This window comes from Stenotrophomonas rhizophila (assembly GCF_007667275.1).
GTDB classification, from domain to species: Bacteria; Pseudomonadota; Gammaproteobacteria; order Xanthomonadales; family Xanthomonadaceae; genus Stenotrophomonas; species Stenotrophomonas maltophilia_AE.
On record NZ_VDQT01000001.1, the window covers coordinates 209,926 to 224,296 of the forward strand.

The window sequence follows — 14,371 nt, forward strand, 5'->3', positions numbered from 1 at the left end:
GATCCCAATACTGTGAGCGCCGTCACGTGTATTGCGGTGAGGGATTATTGCAATCTGGCATGTAGACGCATAGCGTACGTGGTGCGATCCCGCTTCTAGACAAAGGAAAGTCGGAATGAAGATTAAGATGATTGGAAACTCGATCTTGATAGGAGTCACCGCTCTGGCCCTTGCTCCTCAAGCGGCCGTTGCGGTTGCACCCAACGGGCAGACGACGACGTCGGTAGTTCAGGTTTCAAAAGACGTTGACAGGGCCTCTTTTGTGAATCGACTTACGAAAACTTTCAAAGCAATGGCTGCGTCGGATTCAATAGAGACAAGCGCTGCCGGCATCCAGTATTTAGAGGAAATTCACCGCCCGGGAATACACGGGCTCATCGAGCAGATTTCGGTTCCTTCTTTTTCGGGGAATCCTAACACCGTTTCGATCATGTATGACGCACCCCCTCAGGAAGGGTCTATCAGGACCAGTCAATGGTGCGGTCAAAGAGATGGTTACACCTACGTGTTCCAAGTGACTGAGAAATACATGCGATTGACGCCGAATGGCGTCGTTTTTGGATGGGTGATGACGAAGAACAGCCAGTGGATGGTGACAACCTGCCCGGGTGAGTTGGCTTGATAGCGAGTGATCTCGAGTTGAGTAGCAGAAACGCTGCCCAACAGGAAGTTATTACGTGCGAGAAGCCGATCCTCTTCTTTGCCAACGCACTGGGTGACCATTTACTCACACGCCCTACTGTCTTGGCTTTGGCCAAGTTGTTCGAGGGGCGTCTTGGTTACATGGGCGTGTCGTTCGCTGCAGAGCGATTTTATCCGGACGCGAATTTCAGGTGCGTGTGTCCAATTGCATTTTCTTATGGCGAGAACGGGGCGCATGACTTTGAAATGTCGTCGTTGCTGTCTTACGGGGATAGCTTTGATGCGATCATTTCATTGAATCCTTGGCACTCTCCACTTCTGGAGAGCGTTCGCCATGCAGTTGCTCCCAAGCCATTCGTCACGCTCGGCAGCGAGAGCGGAGTGCTTGCTCGCAATCCTTCCCCGAAGAGGGATATGGCCGCGAAGATCTTTTCGATGGCGAAGTTCTTCAGGGCGGAATCTGAGCTTGCCTCGTTCTTATCACTGCATCCTGCGTCGCCTGGAGCGCGTGCATGCGCCGATTACATCCTTGGAAAACTTCCTGCCGGGAAAAAGTTGCTCAGCGTACACACGTGGACACACGATTCAAAAAGGTGGCCGATAGAGCGCTTTAGAGAGGTCATCGCGGCGTTCGTCTCGCGTCTCCCGGGCTACGTTGTCATTGTTGTTGATCCTGTCGACACCAATCTTGATGCCGGTTTTCCAGATGGTGCAGTGTTTACCTGTGATGGCGTTGATCTCGATACGGCGACAGATATAGTTGCCCGCAGCGATCTCTTCCTGGGCATAGATTCCTATTTTCTTCATGTTGCGGATTTCAGTGGAATTCCCAGCGTAGGGATATTTGGCCCGACGAATCCTGAAACATGGGGGGCGTCTTACTCCCCAGCTGTCAGCCTTCGCTCGGGAACATTTACAGCCGAGGTGTCCAGTGAAAGCGTGATGAACGCGTTGTTCAATATGGCGGGGCGAAGCGATTGGGAGCGACGGCCGAGGCAAACCCATGAGCTTTCGCTTTGGAATTTCCCATAAGGAACGTCCGCCTTCCAGTAGTCCCCGTCTGTCTTCATACTGCTGTTGGCCTTGGGTACTACATCCTGCGCCTTGATTCATGGTGACAGGGACGCGCTCTACGGCGAGATCGCCCGCTTCCGCGGTGCGGCGAAACTTTCCTGGACTGACCCGGCACATCGATGACCATCTTCCCGTTCTGCTAGACATGCAGAACGATGGGCTCTCCCACCAGGAACGGCCGCAGCGCCGCCATGAACCGCTCATGGTCTGCACTGCGCTCAAAAACCCCGATATGCGCATCCAGGTCGCGCCACTGCACCTCCAGCAGATACGCGTCTTGCGGGTGCAGCGACCGCACCAGCCGATGCGCGAGGTGACCGGGCGCAGCATCGAGCAGGCCGGCAACACCCGCGAAAGCCTGCTCGAAGGCTGCGCCGGCGGAAGGGGCGATGGCGAGGAACACCAGTTCGGTCACCATCACGCGGGCACCGACACGGTCTGACCCACGACGTCGATTACCACCTTCCCACGCAGCCCTCGTGCGCTCCCGCCCTCCAGGAGCGCATGCGCCTCGCCCATCCGGGCCAGCGGGAGCACTGCGCCGATCACCGGCTTGACCAGCCCCCGCTCCACCAGCCGCGTCAGCGCATCCAGCTTGCCGCGGTTCTGCCGGGTGAACACGAAATGGTAGGCCGCGTTCTTTCCCCACGCGTCCACCAGGTTCTGCGGGGTGGAGATATCGACCAGGCTGACCACACGCCCGAAGTCGGCAAGCACCTGCGGGCTGCGGGTCAGCGTGTCGCCACCGATCGTGTCGAAGACCACGTCCACGCCGCTGCCGCCGGTGAGCTCCATCACGGCGTCAACGTAGTCGGTGGTTGTGTAGTCGATCACATCGTCGGCACCGAGCGAGCGTAGGAACGTTGCATCGTCGCTGCGCGCCGTCGTTATCACCCGCGCCCCGATGGCCTTGGCGACCTGGATGGCCAGCGTACCGACACCGCCGGCACCGCCGTGGATGAGGATGGTTTCGCCGATACCCAGCTGGGCACGGGTCACGAATGCTTCCCAGACCGTTCCGCCGGCCAGGGTCAGGCTGGCGGCCTCGAGATGACTCAGGTTGCGGGGCTTGCGGCCGATCAACTCGACATCGGCCACGTGCTGTTCGGCATACGAGCCCATGCCCCCGAAGATGCGCGGCGTGTAGTAGACCTCGTCGCCCACCTCGAATCCGGTGACCTCCGACCCCAGTTCTTCGATGACGCCGGAAATGTCGTGGCCGATGACCGCGGGCAACGGCACATAGGCGGCGTAGTCGCCGCGGCGGATCTGGTAATCGAGTGGGTTGAGGGCGGTCGCATGCACGCGCACCCGCACCTGGCGTGCGCCGACCTCCGGCGCCGCCACGCGACGCAGCTCGAAGGCATCGCAGCCGCCAAAACGGGCCAGTACCACGGCATTCATTGTTGCATTCATCAGCAGGGTTCCTTCGGGTGTCGACGCAGACTGCGTCGGGGTACCCATATGCTGGCGTTGCGGGGCACGGCCCGGTAGCCAGCACTGCGCTGAATCTGTTTCAAGCATCGATTGAAACTGGTGGTGCGGGACCTTTCACGGTGACGTGGGTGCTCCATTGGGGGATCATGGGCCACCCGCCAACCACATTCCCGGCCCGATGCTGCGATGGACTTCAACGACCTGAACCTGTTCGTGCGCATCGCCCAGCTGGGCAGCATCAGCGCAGCCGCACGCGACCTCGCGTTGTCTCCCGCTGCAGCCAGCGCCAGGCTGGCCGCGTTCGAGAAGCACCTGGGCGCCCGCCTGGTGCATCGCACGACACGACAGGCAATGCTGACCGAAGACGGCCTCGCTCTGCTACCGCATGCAGAGCACCTGCTGGACGCAGCGGCGGCGGCGAGGGCGTCGCTGCGCCGGGAGCAGGCTGCGCCGGGCGGGGTACTGCGGATCGCGGCCCCGGCATCCTTCGCCCGCATGCACATCGTTCCAGGGCTGGCGGATTTCATGGCGCGCTACCCGAGTGTACGCCCGGACCTCCGCATCTCCGACAGCATGGTGGATCTGGTGGAGGGTGGATTCGATGTGGCCGTGCGTTACACCGAACTTGCGGATTCCTCGTTCGTGGCGCGGCGTATCGCCCCGGACCGACGCGTGCTGGTGGCCTCGCCCGACTACCTGGCGCGACATGGCCATCCCGGGTCGCCCGATGCCTTGGACCAGCACGCGTGCCTGGTGGTTGGCACGCTCGATCTCTGGACGTTCGGCACACCGGACGGCGCCAACATAAGCAAGCGCGTAGCCGCCGCATTGCGGATAAACGACGGCGGGGCAGTGCGCGACGCCGCATGCACCGGTCTTGGGATTGCCCTGATGGCCACCTGGTGCGCAGCGGATGAACTGCGCAGTGGGGCGCTGGTGCCCGTGCTGGCCGACTACCCGCTGACTTCCACGCAGGCGTTGTGGGCGGTGTACCCCAGCGCCCGGGAACTGGCGCCGAAAGTCAGGGTGTTCCTGGACTGGCTGGTGGAACGGATCGGCACTGAGCCCTATTGGGACAAGGATCTACCGGCCGTCACAGGTGAAGACGGGCGCCCTTCGCTGGCAGGGTAATTCCCGTGTCGGCGCTAGAGCATCCCAAGCTGCCGGCGCACCCCGTCGACATGGGAACGCCCCACGGGAAGCTTGTTCGCCAGCTCTGCGCTCTGGGACAGGAAGCCGGTTGACGCCCGGACGGGGGTGCCTGATTGGTGCGCAGAACCTGGGTCGGCCGCGTGAAGGGGCCGGCAAGGAGCTTTCACGGGAAAACCGCAAAAGAAGGAACTAATAAGCCACTGGGCTGCCGGATCTTCCGCTCGCCACCTGGGTTTGAACAAGGAGTCATCATGCGCCGCTCCATCGCGTCTGCCGCCCTCGCACTTTTCCTGTCTTCGTGTGGAGGCGGAAACACCCCATCCAACGTCGACGCCCTGGGCGCGGAAGAAACAGGCAAGACCAAGGCGCTGGAGGCGGGCGCGGCGGTGCTGCAGGATCGGCCGCCCGTGGACGCCATCAACGCCTACCTGGACGGTTTCCATTTCTACAGCGGCCAGATGAAGGTCCAGATGGAAGCCCACCACTACTGTTCAATCCTCAACGAGGATGTCATCCAGTGCACCATCTACGACGGGAACGTCAAAGATGCCAAATTGATGGGGGTGGAATACATCATCAGCCAGAAGTTGTTTGCCGGTCTTCCCGAGCATGAGAAAGCGCTGTGGCACAGCCACGTGCATGAGGTGAAATCCGGCCAGCTGGTGGCGCCGGGCATCCCGGAGGTGGCCGAACACGCGCTGATGGAGAAGCTCATCCACACCTACGGCAAGACCTGGCACACCTGGCACACCGACCTGGACAAGGACCTGCCGCGCGGCATGCCGCAGTTGATGATGGGCTTTACCGCCGATGGCCAGGCGGACCCGGCCATGGTCGCTGCCCGCGACAGCCGGCTGGGAGTGGACAGCGAAGACAAACGCGCGCGTCGTGCGGATATTCCGGCGCCGGCGATCGATGGCGGCGCAGACGCTTGGCAGAAGGGAAACATCATCCAGATCGACGACCCGAACGGGCACTGAAGAACTGCGGTTCACGATCCTGGCGGCACGTCGTCACCACGTTGGTGCCAGGCAGGAAGCTCCAGCGGGTGCCGCTTCAACATGGCCTCGATGAGCGCGCAGACCTGCTCCCGTTCGGTATCCGTGCAGTGGTCCAGGATCTCTGCAGCCAGGTTCTCAAACTGCGGCCAGAACTGCGCTGGATGACGCACATGCGCCAACCAGTGCGCCAGCATGGCGTCCAGCGCTTCAAGCCGCCCCTGTATGGCGGGGCGGATGCTCATCCAGGCGGCGCCATCAGGTCGAGCGCAACCTGGTAGTGATGGCCGTCGTCGCGGAGCAGCACACGGAGCCCGGGCTGCAGCACGCCATCCACATGCAGCGTCGGCTGATCCCGCGCATTTCGTGTCACCACGAATTCGTAGCGGCTGCGACCAAACCGGTAGCTCAGCTCGAAGGACGGCCACTCATCCGGCAGGCAGGGTTCAAGCGACAGCTGATCGCCCTGGCGACGGATGCCGAGCAGGGATTCGACCAGCAGGCGGTACATCCAACCTGCCGAGCCCGTGTACCAGGTCCAGCCGCCGCGACCCACGTGCGGGGACACCGCGTAGACATCGGCCGCCAGCACATAGGGTTCGACACGGTAGGTCTGGACGGCCTCCGGGTCCAGTGCGTGGTTGAGCGGATTGATCATCGCGGCCAGTTCCCAGGCGCGGGCCGCATCGCCCTGGTGTGCGAATGCCATGGCCGCCCATACGGCTGCATGAGTGTACTGCCCGCCATTTTCGCGCACGCCCGGCACGTAGCCCCGGATGTACCCGGGATCCTCTGTCGTCTTGTCGAACGGCGGATCGAGCAGCTGGATCAGCTTGGCGTCCTTCCGCACCAGGTGGGTGTAGAGGGAATCCAGAGCCTGGCCGGCACGCTCGGGCGCGGCAACGCCCGACAGCACCGACCAGCTCTGGGAGATCGAATCGATCCGGCATTCTTCGCTTTCAGTCGAGCCCAGCGGCGTACCGTTGTCGAACCAGGCGCGGCGGTACCACGCCCCATCCCAAGCATGCAGTTCCAGGTTATGGCGAAGGCGGTCGGCCTGCTCCTGGCACCAGTGCGCACGGTGCTCATCGCCACGCGCGTTGGCCAGCACGATGAAGCGATGAAGTGCGTCATGCAGGAAGAAACCGAGCCAGACGCTCTCACCGCGCTGCTGGTCGCCGACGCGGTTCATGCCGTCGTTCCAGTCACCGCTGCCCATCAATGGCAGGCCGCGCTCGCCCAGCAACCGGCACCCGCGCTCGAGCGCGAGCACACAATGCGCGTACAAGGTGCCGCGCAGTGCGGATGGGGTAGGCATGTCGTAATACCCTTCCTCGTCCGGGCTCACCGCGCGCCCCTCGATGAAGCCGACCATTTCGTCCAGCACGCTCGCGTCGCCGGTAACCTCCAGGTAGCGGCAGGCGCCCTGCGGCAACCAGAGATAATCGTCCGAACAGCGGGTGCGCACGCCGCGACCCTGCGGCGGGTGCCACCAGTGCATCACATCGCCTTCGGCGAACTGGTGGGCGGCACACAACAGCAGGTGTTCGCGTGCCAGGTCCGGGCGGGCGTGTACCAGCGCCAGCACATCCTGCAGCTGGTCACGGAAGCCGAACGCGCCGCCGGACTGATAGTAGCCACTGCGCGCCAGGTAGCGGCTGCCCAGGGTCTGGTAGACCAGCCAGCCATTGGCGAGCGCGTCCAGGGCCGGGTCCGGCGTGCGCACCTGCACGCTGGCCAGCACATGGCGCCAGTGGATGCGTACCGCGTCCAGCGCATCGTTTGCCTCATGCGCGCCCTGGCGGCCCCTTGCCAGCGTGAGCGTTTCCTCGCGATCACGACCCGCGCCCAGCCGGAACGTGGTTTCACTGCGCTCACCCGGCGCCAGCTCCAGCGGCACCTGCAACGCCGCGCAGGGATCCAGCCCTGCGCCCGCGCGTCCGCCCAGCCGCTCGCGACGCAGGGCAGCCGGTGCGTGCAGGCCACCGTTGCGACCGAGGAACTCCAGGCGGTCACAGGTCCAGCCGCAGCCTTCCGCATCGGTGTCGAAGAAGGCCATGCGGCCACCGAAATCGGTGCTGTAGGTATTGCGCGCCAGCAACGCGCCGGTCTGCGCGTCGCGTTCGGTGACCACGTGCATGCGCGACTTCGCGCGCAGGTCGCCCATCACCCACTCAACGTACCCGATGGCCGACAGCCGCCGTGGCCTGCCCGACAGGTTGTGCAGGCGCAGGACCGAATACTTCAGCGGCGCGGTGACGTCCACGAATACCCACAGCTCGCTGACGATGCCGTCCTCGATATGCTCGTAGACCGTGTAGCCGAATCCATGCCGCGTGCGGTAAGCGCCGGTGCCGCGGCGCGGCAGCGGCATCGGCGACCAGACCCGGCCGGTGTCCTCGTCGCGGACGTAGAACGCCTCGCCACCGGTGTCGGACACCGGGTCGTTGAGCCAGGGCGTCAGCCGGAACTCGTGCGCATTCTCGAACCAGGTGTAGCCCGGGGCGCTCTCGCTGACCACGGTGCCCAGGCGGGCATTGGCAATCACATTGGCCCATGGCGCCGGCGTCGGCGCGCCTTCGCGCAGCACCACCACGTACTCGCGGCCGTCCTCGCTGAAACTGCCGGTGCCGTTGTCGAACTGGCCGGCACCTCGGTACGGCAGGAACGGCCACGGATCGTCCACGTCTTCGTCCTGCGCGGGACTCGGCGGCAATCCCGGCTCGGGTCCGAGCTCGTCGACCACGGGCAGCCCGGCGGTGTCCTCCACCGACAGTGCCAGTTCCTCCTGCACCGCCAGTGGCACCAAGGCAGGCACACGCCGAGTGGGCGCAGCCTGGCGCCCCACCTGCGCGACCAGTGTGCCGTCTTCGTCGCTGATCACCGCCCTTGCCACCGCCTGCAGCAGGATGCGGTCTTCGTGGGTCATGTTCTGCACCGGCCGCACGAAAATGCCACCGGGGCGATCCAGCAGGCCGGTCTCCGAACTGGCGGCCACCATCCCCAGGATCTGGTCCTGCAGCTCCTGCCGGTAGCCGGCCTTGCTGTCGTTCCAGATCACCAGGTCGGTGTTGAGGCCCTTCTGGCGCCAGTACGCATGCGCCTGCACCAGCTGCCGGACCAGTTCCACGTTTTCCGCGTCGGTGACCTTGAGCAGCACGATGGGCAGGTCGCCGGAGATGGCGTGCCCCCACAGCCCGGACTGCCCGCGCTGGTTCTGCTGGAGGATGCTGGCGCCGGCGCGCAGCAGCGAATTGGCATACAGCACGTGGCTGGCCAGGCGCTCATACAGCTGCGCCTCGGCCTGGGTGGCATTGATCTGCCGGCGCACCACCTGGCTGTGCGTCCAGGCCAGGTCGAAGACACGGTCGGCCAGGCGGCGATCACGATATTTGTCCAGCAGCGCTTCGCAGCCGGGGCGGTCGGCGCCGATGCCATACACCATGTCCAGCTGCACGGTCTGCTCCGGCTCCAGCACCACGCGCACGCGGATGGCCACGATCGGATCGAGCACCGAACCGGCCGTGCCGGAGAGCTCGCTGTCCGTGGTCAACGCCTGCGGCGTGCGCGGCGTGTTGCCACGCCCCAGGAAGCGCGCCCGGTCGGTTTCGTAGGAGATCGCCGCCACGTCGGCATCGTGCACCGCCACCAGGTGGAACATCCACGGTGGCACTTCGTCGTGCGAACGCGGGCGGCGCGTGCACAGCACGGCCTGCTTGGCGGCCAGGATCTCGCTCTGCACGAACAGGTTGCTGAAAGCGGGATGCGCATCGTCCGCAGCGGCAGGCGCCAGCACCACCTCGGCATAGGTGGTGATCTCCACAGTACGCGGGCGACGGCTGCGGTTGGTCAGGCGCAGGCGCCGCAGTTCGATGTCGTCCTCGGCGGAGATGGCGACCTGAAGGTGGCTCTCGCAGCCGCGCTGCGTGCTGCGGAATTCCGCCTTGGCGTCGGAGAAGATCGCCTCGTAGGTGTCCGTCGCCACGCAGGTGGGCTGGTAAGCGGCAGACCAGAACTCGCCGCTGTCCACGTCGCGCAGGTAGCAGAACGTTCCCCAGGCATCGCTGGTGCCATCTTCGCGCCAACGGGTGAGCGAAAGGTCACCTAGGCGACTGTAGCCGCCGCCGGCATGGGTCAGCATGCCGTGGTAGCGACCATTGGACAGCAGCTGCACTTCCGGGCGCGGGCCGCCTGGCTTACGCAGCACGCGCAGGGCGGTCTCGTGCTGGGCCATGGTGGCATGCTCGCCCAGCGCCTCGACTTCGTGCGGATGGAACACGCCGATGCGCGGGATGCGCTCCTGCAGCAGCAACAAGGTGGCCTGGAACTCGACATCGGCCACGAAGCGGCGTTGCATCGGCTGGTCGCGCAACAGGTAGTCCAGCGACAGCAGCCCCATGCCCTGGTGGTGGGCCATGAACGAACGCAGCAGTACGTGATCCTGTCCCGGCGGTACCCGGGCCGGGGTGTAGTCGATCGCCTCGTACATGCCGAAGCGCCCGGAGAAGCCGAGGGCTTCCAGCGCCTGCAGGTTCTGGCACGCCGCTTCCGGCGCCACCATCAGCGCCATCATGCTCGCGTAGGGGGCGATGACGCGGTCCTGGCCCAAGCCGCGCTTCAGCCCCAGTCCCGGCACGCCGAACGCCCGGTACTGGTAGTTCAGGCGGGCGTCGACTGCGTTGTAGCCGGACTCGGACACGCCCCACGGCAGGTTCAGGCTGCGGCCGTAGACGATCTGCGCCTCCACCGCGTGCCGCGCGGTCTGGTCGAGCAGGGTGTCCGGGAAGCTCGGCATCACCAGCTGCGGCATGAGGTACTCGAACATCGAGCCGCTCCATGACAACAGCGTCGGCGTGCCGTTGACTTCGGTGAGCAGTCGGCCGAGCGCGAACCAGCTCTCCTGCGACAGCTCGCCCTGGGCAATGGCGACGAACGCGCACAGCCGTGCTTCGGAGGCCAGCAGGTCGTAGAAACTGTTGTCGAGGCGGTGGTCGTCGACGTTGTAGCCGATCGAAAGCAGGTTGCGGGAACGGTAGAACAGGAACCCGTATTCCATCAGCGAGAACTGCCCGGCACGGTGCGCCAGTGCCTGCAGGTGCTCGATGCGCGCGCGCGCCTCGGTACCGGCGGCGCCGGGCAGGGCGGACAGCTGGCGCAGGCTGGGGATCGGCGCATCCGCATCCGCGCGGACCTCGGCTGGAATCTCCTCAAGCGCAGCCTGGGCGGCATGGCATTCGGCAGCGAACAGGGACGGCCAGTGCAGCTCGCCTTCCCCCGGCGATGCCGGTGCCGGCCACTGCGCCAGCACGGCGTCGGCCAGCCCGGCCAGTTCCTGCAGTCGCGAAAGTGTTGGCGCGATGCCGACAGGAAGGTCGGCCCGCGTTGACGCCAGCCGCTGGCGAAGGCCAGTGATCGCCTCGGCCAGCGGTGTATCGCCGGCGCGGAGACGCAGGCGCTCCTCATCCAGCACGCCAAGGGTATCGGCCAGGCCATCGAAGGTGTGCGGTGCCAGCAAAGGCGCGTCCACCAGCGCGAGCAGGCCCTGGCGCAACGTAAGCAGGTGGCCGGCGAGGTTGCCGCTGTCCACCGTGGAAACGTAACGCGGCGGCAGCGGCGCGAGGGTTTCGGTGTCGTACCAGTTCAGGAAGTGGCCGCGATGGCGCGGCAGCTGGTCCAGCGTACCGAACGCCAGCGCGGTGCGTTCGGCGACCGCGCCCTGCTGCAGATAACCGAAATCCCACGCCGACAGGTTGGCCAACAGGGACAGGCCGATGTTGGTCGGCGAGGTACGCCGTGCCACCACCAGGGCCGGATGTTCCTGGATGTTGTCCGGCGGCAGCCAATGGTCCTGCTCGCGCACCCAGGCCTGGAAGAAAGACCAGGTGCGACGCGCCAGCCGGCCCAGGAACGCCCGCTGCGTGTCCGACAGTTCGGCCACGATCGCGGCGGGTGGCCGGCCCAGCCACCCCATCAACGCGGGCGCGAAGGTCCATGCCAGCAGGAAGGGCAGGGCGATCGGCAGCGCCTGCGGGCGCAGCACGGCCACCACCGCCACCAGGCCCAGCGCCATCAGCGACGCCGGTGCCATCACCCGCCATTCGGCGCCACGATCACCGCCGAGGCGGCGCTCGACTTCGCTGGAGGGATTCCATTGCAGCAGGTGACGGCGGGTGATGGCCATGCGCCAGAGCGTGCGCAGCACCGCGCCAGCGGACAGCAGCGCCTCGTAGGGCAGGCAGGCAATCTGCGTGGCCGCGCGCAGCAACGACTGCAGCGTCCCGCGTCCGACCTTGATGTAGTGGGCCTCCAGCGGCGTGTCGTCCGGAACGCTCAGCGCATCGCGGAGCATGCCGATCAGCGGCGGCGCGAACCACAGCGCCAGTACCCAGGCGGTCCATGCAACCGGGTTTTCGGCCCATAGCCAGCCCGCTACCAGCAAGGCAAACGCCGCGATGGGCACCAGGCTGCGGCGCAGGTTGTCCAGCAGCTTGCCACGGGATAACAGACTGAGCCGGTTGCGCTCCCACCCGGAGCCCGGGCGCGGCGTCCACGGCAACAACCACGGCAGCAGCTGCCAGTCACCGCGGATCCAGCGTGCACGGCGCTTGGCGTCGGCGGCGTAGCGCTCGGGGTAGTCTTCGTACAGCCGCACGTCGCTGACCAGACCGGCGCGGGCATAGCAGCCTTCCAGCAGGTCATGGCTGAGGATGCGGTTCTCGGGCAGGCGGCCCTCGAGCGCATGCTCGAAGGCGTCCACGTCATAGATGCCCTTGCCCACGAACGAGCCTTCGTCGAACAGATCCTGGTACACGTCCGAGACCATGCGCGTGTACGGATCGATGCCGGGTTCGCTGCCGAACATCCGCGCGAACCGCGAGGTGCGGCGCCGGCCCAGGCTGGTGCCCACGCTGGGCTGCAGGATGCCGTAGCCCTCGACCACGCGCTGCAGCGCCGGATCAAAGCGCGGGCGGTTGAGCGGGTGGGCCAGGGTGGCCACGAACGCACGCGCCGCATCCCGCGGCAGCTGCGTGTCCGAATCCAGGGTGATGACGTAGCGGACGCCGATCAGGGCGACCGTGTCACCGACGGTGCGCATGAACGCGGCCGCATCGCCATGCCGGAGCAGCGCATTCAGCGCTGCCAGCTTGCCGCGCTTGCGCTCGTGTCCCATCCACACGCCTTCGCCCGGGTTCCACTGCCTGGGGCGGTGCAGCAGGTAGAAGCGGTCGCCATGGTCGGACGCGTAGCGCTGGTTCAAACTTTCGATCCGCTGCACTGCGTGGGCAAGCAGGGCGTCGTCGGTCGGCGCCTGCGCTGCCGGAGCGTCCAGGAAGTCGGTCAGCAGGACGTAGCGCAACTGCGGATCGCGGTTGGCCAGGAAACGGACCTCCAGCGCTTCCACCAGCACGTCGATGCCATCCGGGCTGGACAGCATCGACGGCACCGCCACCACGGTGGCGCAGTCGGCCGGAATGCCTTCGCTGAAATCCAGCTTGGGCAGTGGCTTGGGTGCGACCAGCACCGTCGCGGTCCAGTTCACCAATACGATGCCCAGCTCACTGAACACCAGCAGCCCGAGCAGGGCGGCCAGCCAGACGGGTACCGCGCCAGTGCCGGTTGCCGCCAGCCCATAAGTAGCCAGCACCGCGAGCAGGGTGATCGGCAGCAGGTACAGTGCCAGCGGCACGCGATGCGCCAGCCGCCGTGCCCTGCGGTGGCGCGGCGCGGTGTCGGCCACTGCGTCAACGGTGGCGTGCAGGCCTTCGCCGACCAGCCAGTAGCCCACGTGCGTGCGCGGGCCGTCGGGTGGGGTGGCGGACCGTGCCAGCTCAAGTGCGATGGCCGCCACGCGCTCTTCCGATACGCGGCTGCCACGCGCGATCTTCTCCACCACGTGGCGGTAGGCGTCGCGGGTGCCGAAATCCATCTGTGCATAGACGGCCATCGGGTCTTCGCGCAGCCGCTGCTCGACTACGCTCATGTCTTCGACGAAGGTGCGCCAATCCATGGTGGAGAGGAAGCGCAGGCTGCCGATGCTGTTGCTGATCGACACCTGGTCGGACGCCTGCTGCTGGCCTTCGCCCGCAACCAGGTCCTCCACACGCTGCCCCGCTGCTGCTGCCCACTGTTCCAGCCAGGCAAGGGGCATGGCCCATGCGCCGCCGCGACCCTGCAGCGAGCGCGTCAGCTCGGCGATGAACGCGCCGGTCAGGGGCGGCTCGGAACGTGCCATGTCCGCCACCACCAGCACCACATCGGTGGGGGTGTCCGACGCCGCACGGTTGAGTTCGCCCGCCCACTCCGACGCCAGGCGCCGGTCGGTTCCGTCACGCATCACCCGTGCCGCCATCCGCCGCAGATTTTCCAGCAGGGCCAGGCGGAGCATGATCGGAACCGCCCACAGCTCGCCCAGGCTCAGCGGCGCCAGCGTCTGGTACGCGGCGATGAACCGTCCCAGCGTGTCGCCGTCGATGCGGCCATCGCCGTGCGCGATGGCCTGCATCGAGAGCTCGTAGACGCGCGGCAGCCCGGCCGAAGGGCCCGAGACCAGCGACGGCAGCTGACGGCTGTAGCCGCGCGGCAGGTGGCGCCGCGCGGTCTGGATCTGTTCTTCGATCAGGTAGTAGTTGTCCAGCAGCCATTCCCCAGCCGGGGTCACGGGCCGCTGTTCGCGCACCACGCTGCTCAGCAGCGTATTGGCGTCCTGCAGGACCCGTTCGTTGGCCTGCAGGCGTTCCAGCAGGCGCTCCGGGCTGCGGCGCATCCGCACGCGGTGCTGGCGTGCCAGCGCGCGGCCGTAAACCTCCATCTGTTCAACGCTGTACAGCGCCGAACGCAGCGGCCCCTCCGTGGCCTCGATGGCCGGGGCCGAGGCCTGGCGTTCACGCCAGCGCCAACGTACGAGACGACGCAGACGCAACCAGCGGCCAAATAGACGACGAAGGTGGGGCATAGGGTACCGGGGGGGAAGGGCAGGGTCGCCTCCGGCATCGTTGCATTTGGGGGGCAGTGGGCGTTGTGAAGGTGCGATTCAGCTCCCCGGCGCCGCAGTGAATCCGGGGTGATGC

At 65.9% G+C, this 14,371-nt stretch carries 8 protein-coding genes; 4 read left to right on the plus strand and 4 right to left on the minus strand.

All coding sequences use genetic code 11. The annotated features are described in order from the left end of the window. The first annotated feature begins 115 nt into the window (after positions 1-115). Together FSZ13_RS00915 and FSZ13_RS00920 are read left to right on the plus strand one after the other, a co-directional pair. On the plus strand, positions 116-622 hold the full coding sequence (locus FSZ13_RS00915; RefSeq protein ID WP_145477564.1) for a hypothetical protein: 507 nt from the start codon (positions 116-118) through the stop codon (positions 620-622). Between the two features lie 17 nt (positions 623-639). Then, positions 640-1,674: a glycosyltransferase family 9 protein gene (locus FSZ13_RS00920; RefSeq protein WP_145477565.1), complete on the plus strand. Its 1,035-nt coding sequence runs from the start codon at positions 640-642 to the stop codon at positions 1,672-1,674. A gap of 181 nt (positions 1,675-1,855) precedes the next feature. Here FSZ13_RS00920 and FSZ13_RS00925 read toward each other — a convergent pair whose 3' ends face one another. Together FSZ13_RS00925 and FSZ13_RS00930 are read right to left on the minus strand one after the other, a co-directional pair. Continuing rightward, positions 1,856-2,134 carry an antibiotic biosynthesis monooxygenase family protein gene (locus FSZ13_RS00925; protein WP_145477566.1) on the minus strand — a complete coding sequence of 93 codons (279 nt, stop codon included), beginning with the start codon at positions 2,132-2,134 and terminating at the stop codon, positions 1,856-1,858. After that, positions 2,134-3,132 carry a zinc-dependent alcohol dehydrogenase family protein gene (locus tag FSZ13_RS00930; RefSeq protein WP_145477567.1) on the minus strand — a complete coding sequence of 333 codons (999 nt, stop codon included), beginning with the start codon at positions 3,130-3,132 and terminating at the stop codon, positions 2,134-2,136. The genes FSZ13_RS00925 and FSZ13_RS00930 overlap by 1 nt, the downstream gene beginning before the upstream one ends. A 207-nt stretch (positions 3,133-3,339) precedes the next feature. On the opposite strand from FSZ13_RS00930, the gene FSZ13_RS00935 reads away from it, so the two are divergent. Together FSZ13_RS00935 and FSZ13_RS00940 are read left to right on the plus strand one after the other, a co-directional pair. Further along, positions 3,340-4,284 carry a LysR family transcriptional regulator gene (locus FSZ13_RS00935; protein WP_145477568.1) on the plus strand — a complete coding sequence of 315 codons (945 nt, stop codon included), beginning with the start codon at positions 3,340-3,342 and terminating at the stop codon, positions 4,282-4,284. A gap of 137 nt (positions 4,285-4,421) precedes the next feature. Continuing rightward, positions 4,422-5,285: an OBAP family protein gene (locus tag FSZ13_RS00940; protein ID WP_260844060.1), complete on the plus strand. Its 864-nt coding sequence runs from the start codon at positions 4,422-4,424 to the stop codon at positions 5,283-5,285. Between the two features lie 11 nt (positions 5,286-5,296). Here FSZ13_RS00940 and FSZ13_RS00945 read toward each other — a convergent pair whose 3' ends face one another. Both FSZ13_RS00945 and FSZ13_RS00950 read right to left on the minus strand, forming a co-directional pair. Then, entirely contained in the window at positions 5,297-5,548 is a 252-nt protein-coding gene (locus tag FSZ13_RS00945; protein ID WP_145477569.1) for a hypothetical protein, read from the minus strand. Next, positions 5,545-14,256, minus strand: a complete 8,712-nt coding sequence (locus FSZ13_RS00950) for a glycoside hydrolase family 94 protein (RefSeq protein ID WP_145477570.1) — start codon at positions 14,254-14,256, stop codon at positions 5,545-5,547. Before FSZ13_RS00950 ends, FSZ13_RS00945 begins: the two co-directional genes overlap by 4 nt. Positions 14,257-14,371 lie beyond the last annotated feature (115 nt).

Excerpts from the sequence above, each read along its gene's own strand:
- FSZ13_RS00935 (WP_145477568.1), top strand. The coding sequence starts at position 3,340 with ATGGACTTCAACGACCTGAACCTGTTCGTGCGCATCGCCCAGCTGGGC.
- FSZ13_RS00930 (WP_145477567.1), bottom strand. The coding sequence starts at position 3,132 with ATGAATGCAACAATGAATGCCGTGGTACTGGCCCGTTTTGGCGGCTGC.
- FSZ13_RS00950 (WP_145477570.1), bottom strand. The coding sequence starts at position 14,256 with ATGCCCCACCTTCGTCGTCTATTTGGCCGCTGGTTGCGTCTGCGTCGT.
- FSZ13_RS00945 (WP_145477569.1), bottom strand. The coding sequence starts at position 5,548 with ATGAGCATCCGCCCCGCCATACAGGGGCGGCTTGAAGCGCTGGACGCC.
- FSZ13_RS00925 (WP_145477566.1), bottom strand. The coding sequence starts at position 2,134 with ATGGTGACCGAACTGGTGTTCCTCGCCATCGCCCCTTCCGCCGGCGCA.
- FSZ13_RS00915 (WP_145477564.1), top strand. The coding sequence starts at position 116 with ATGAAGATTAAGATGATTGGAAACTCGATCTTGATAGGAGTCACCGCT.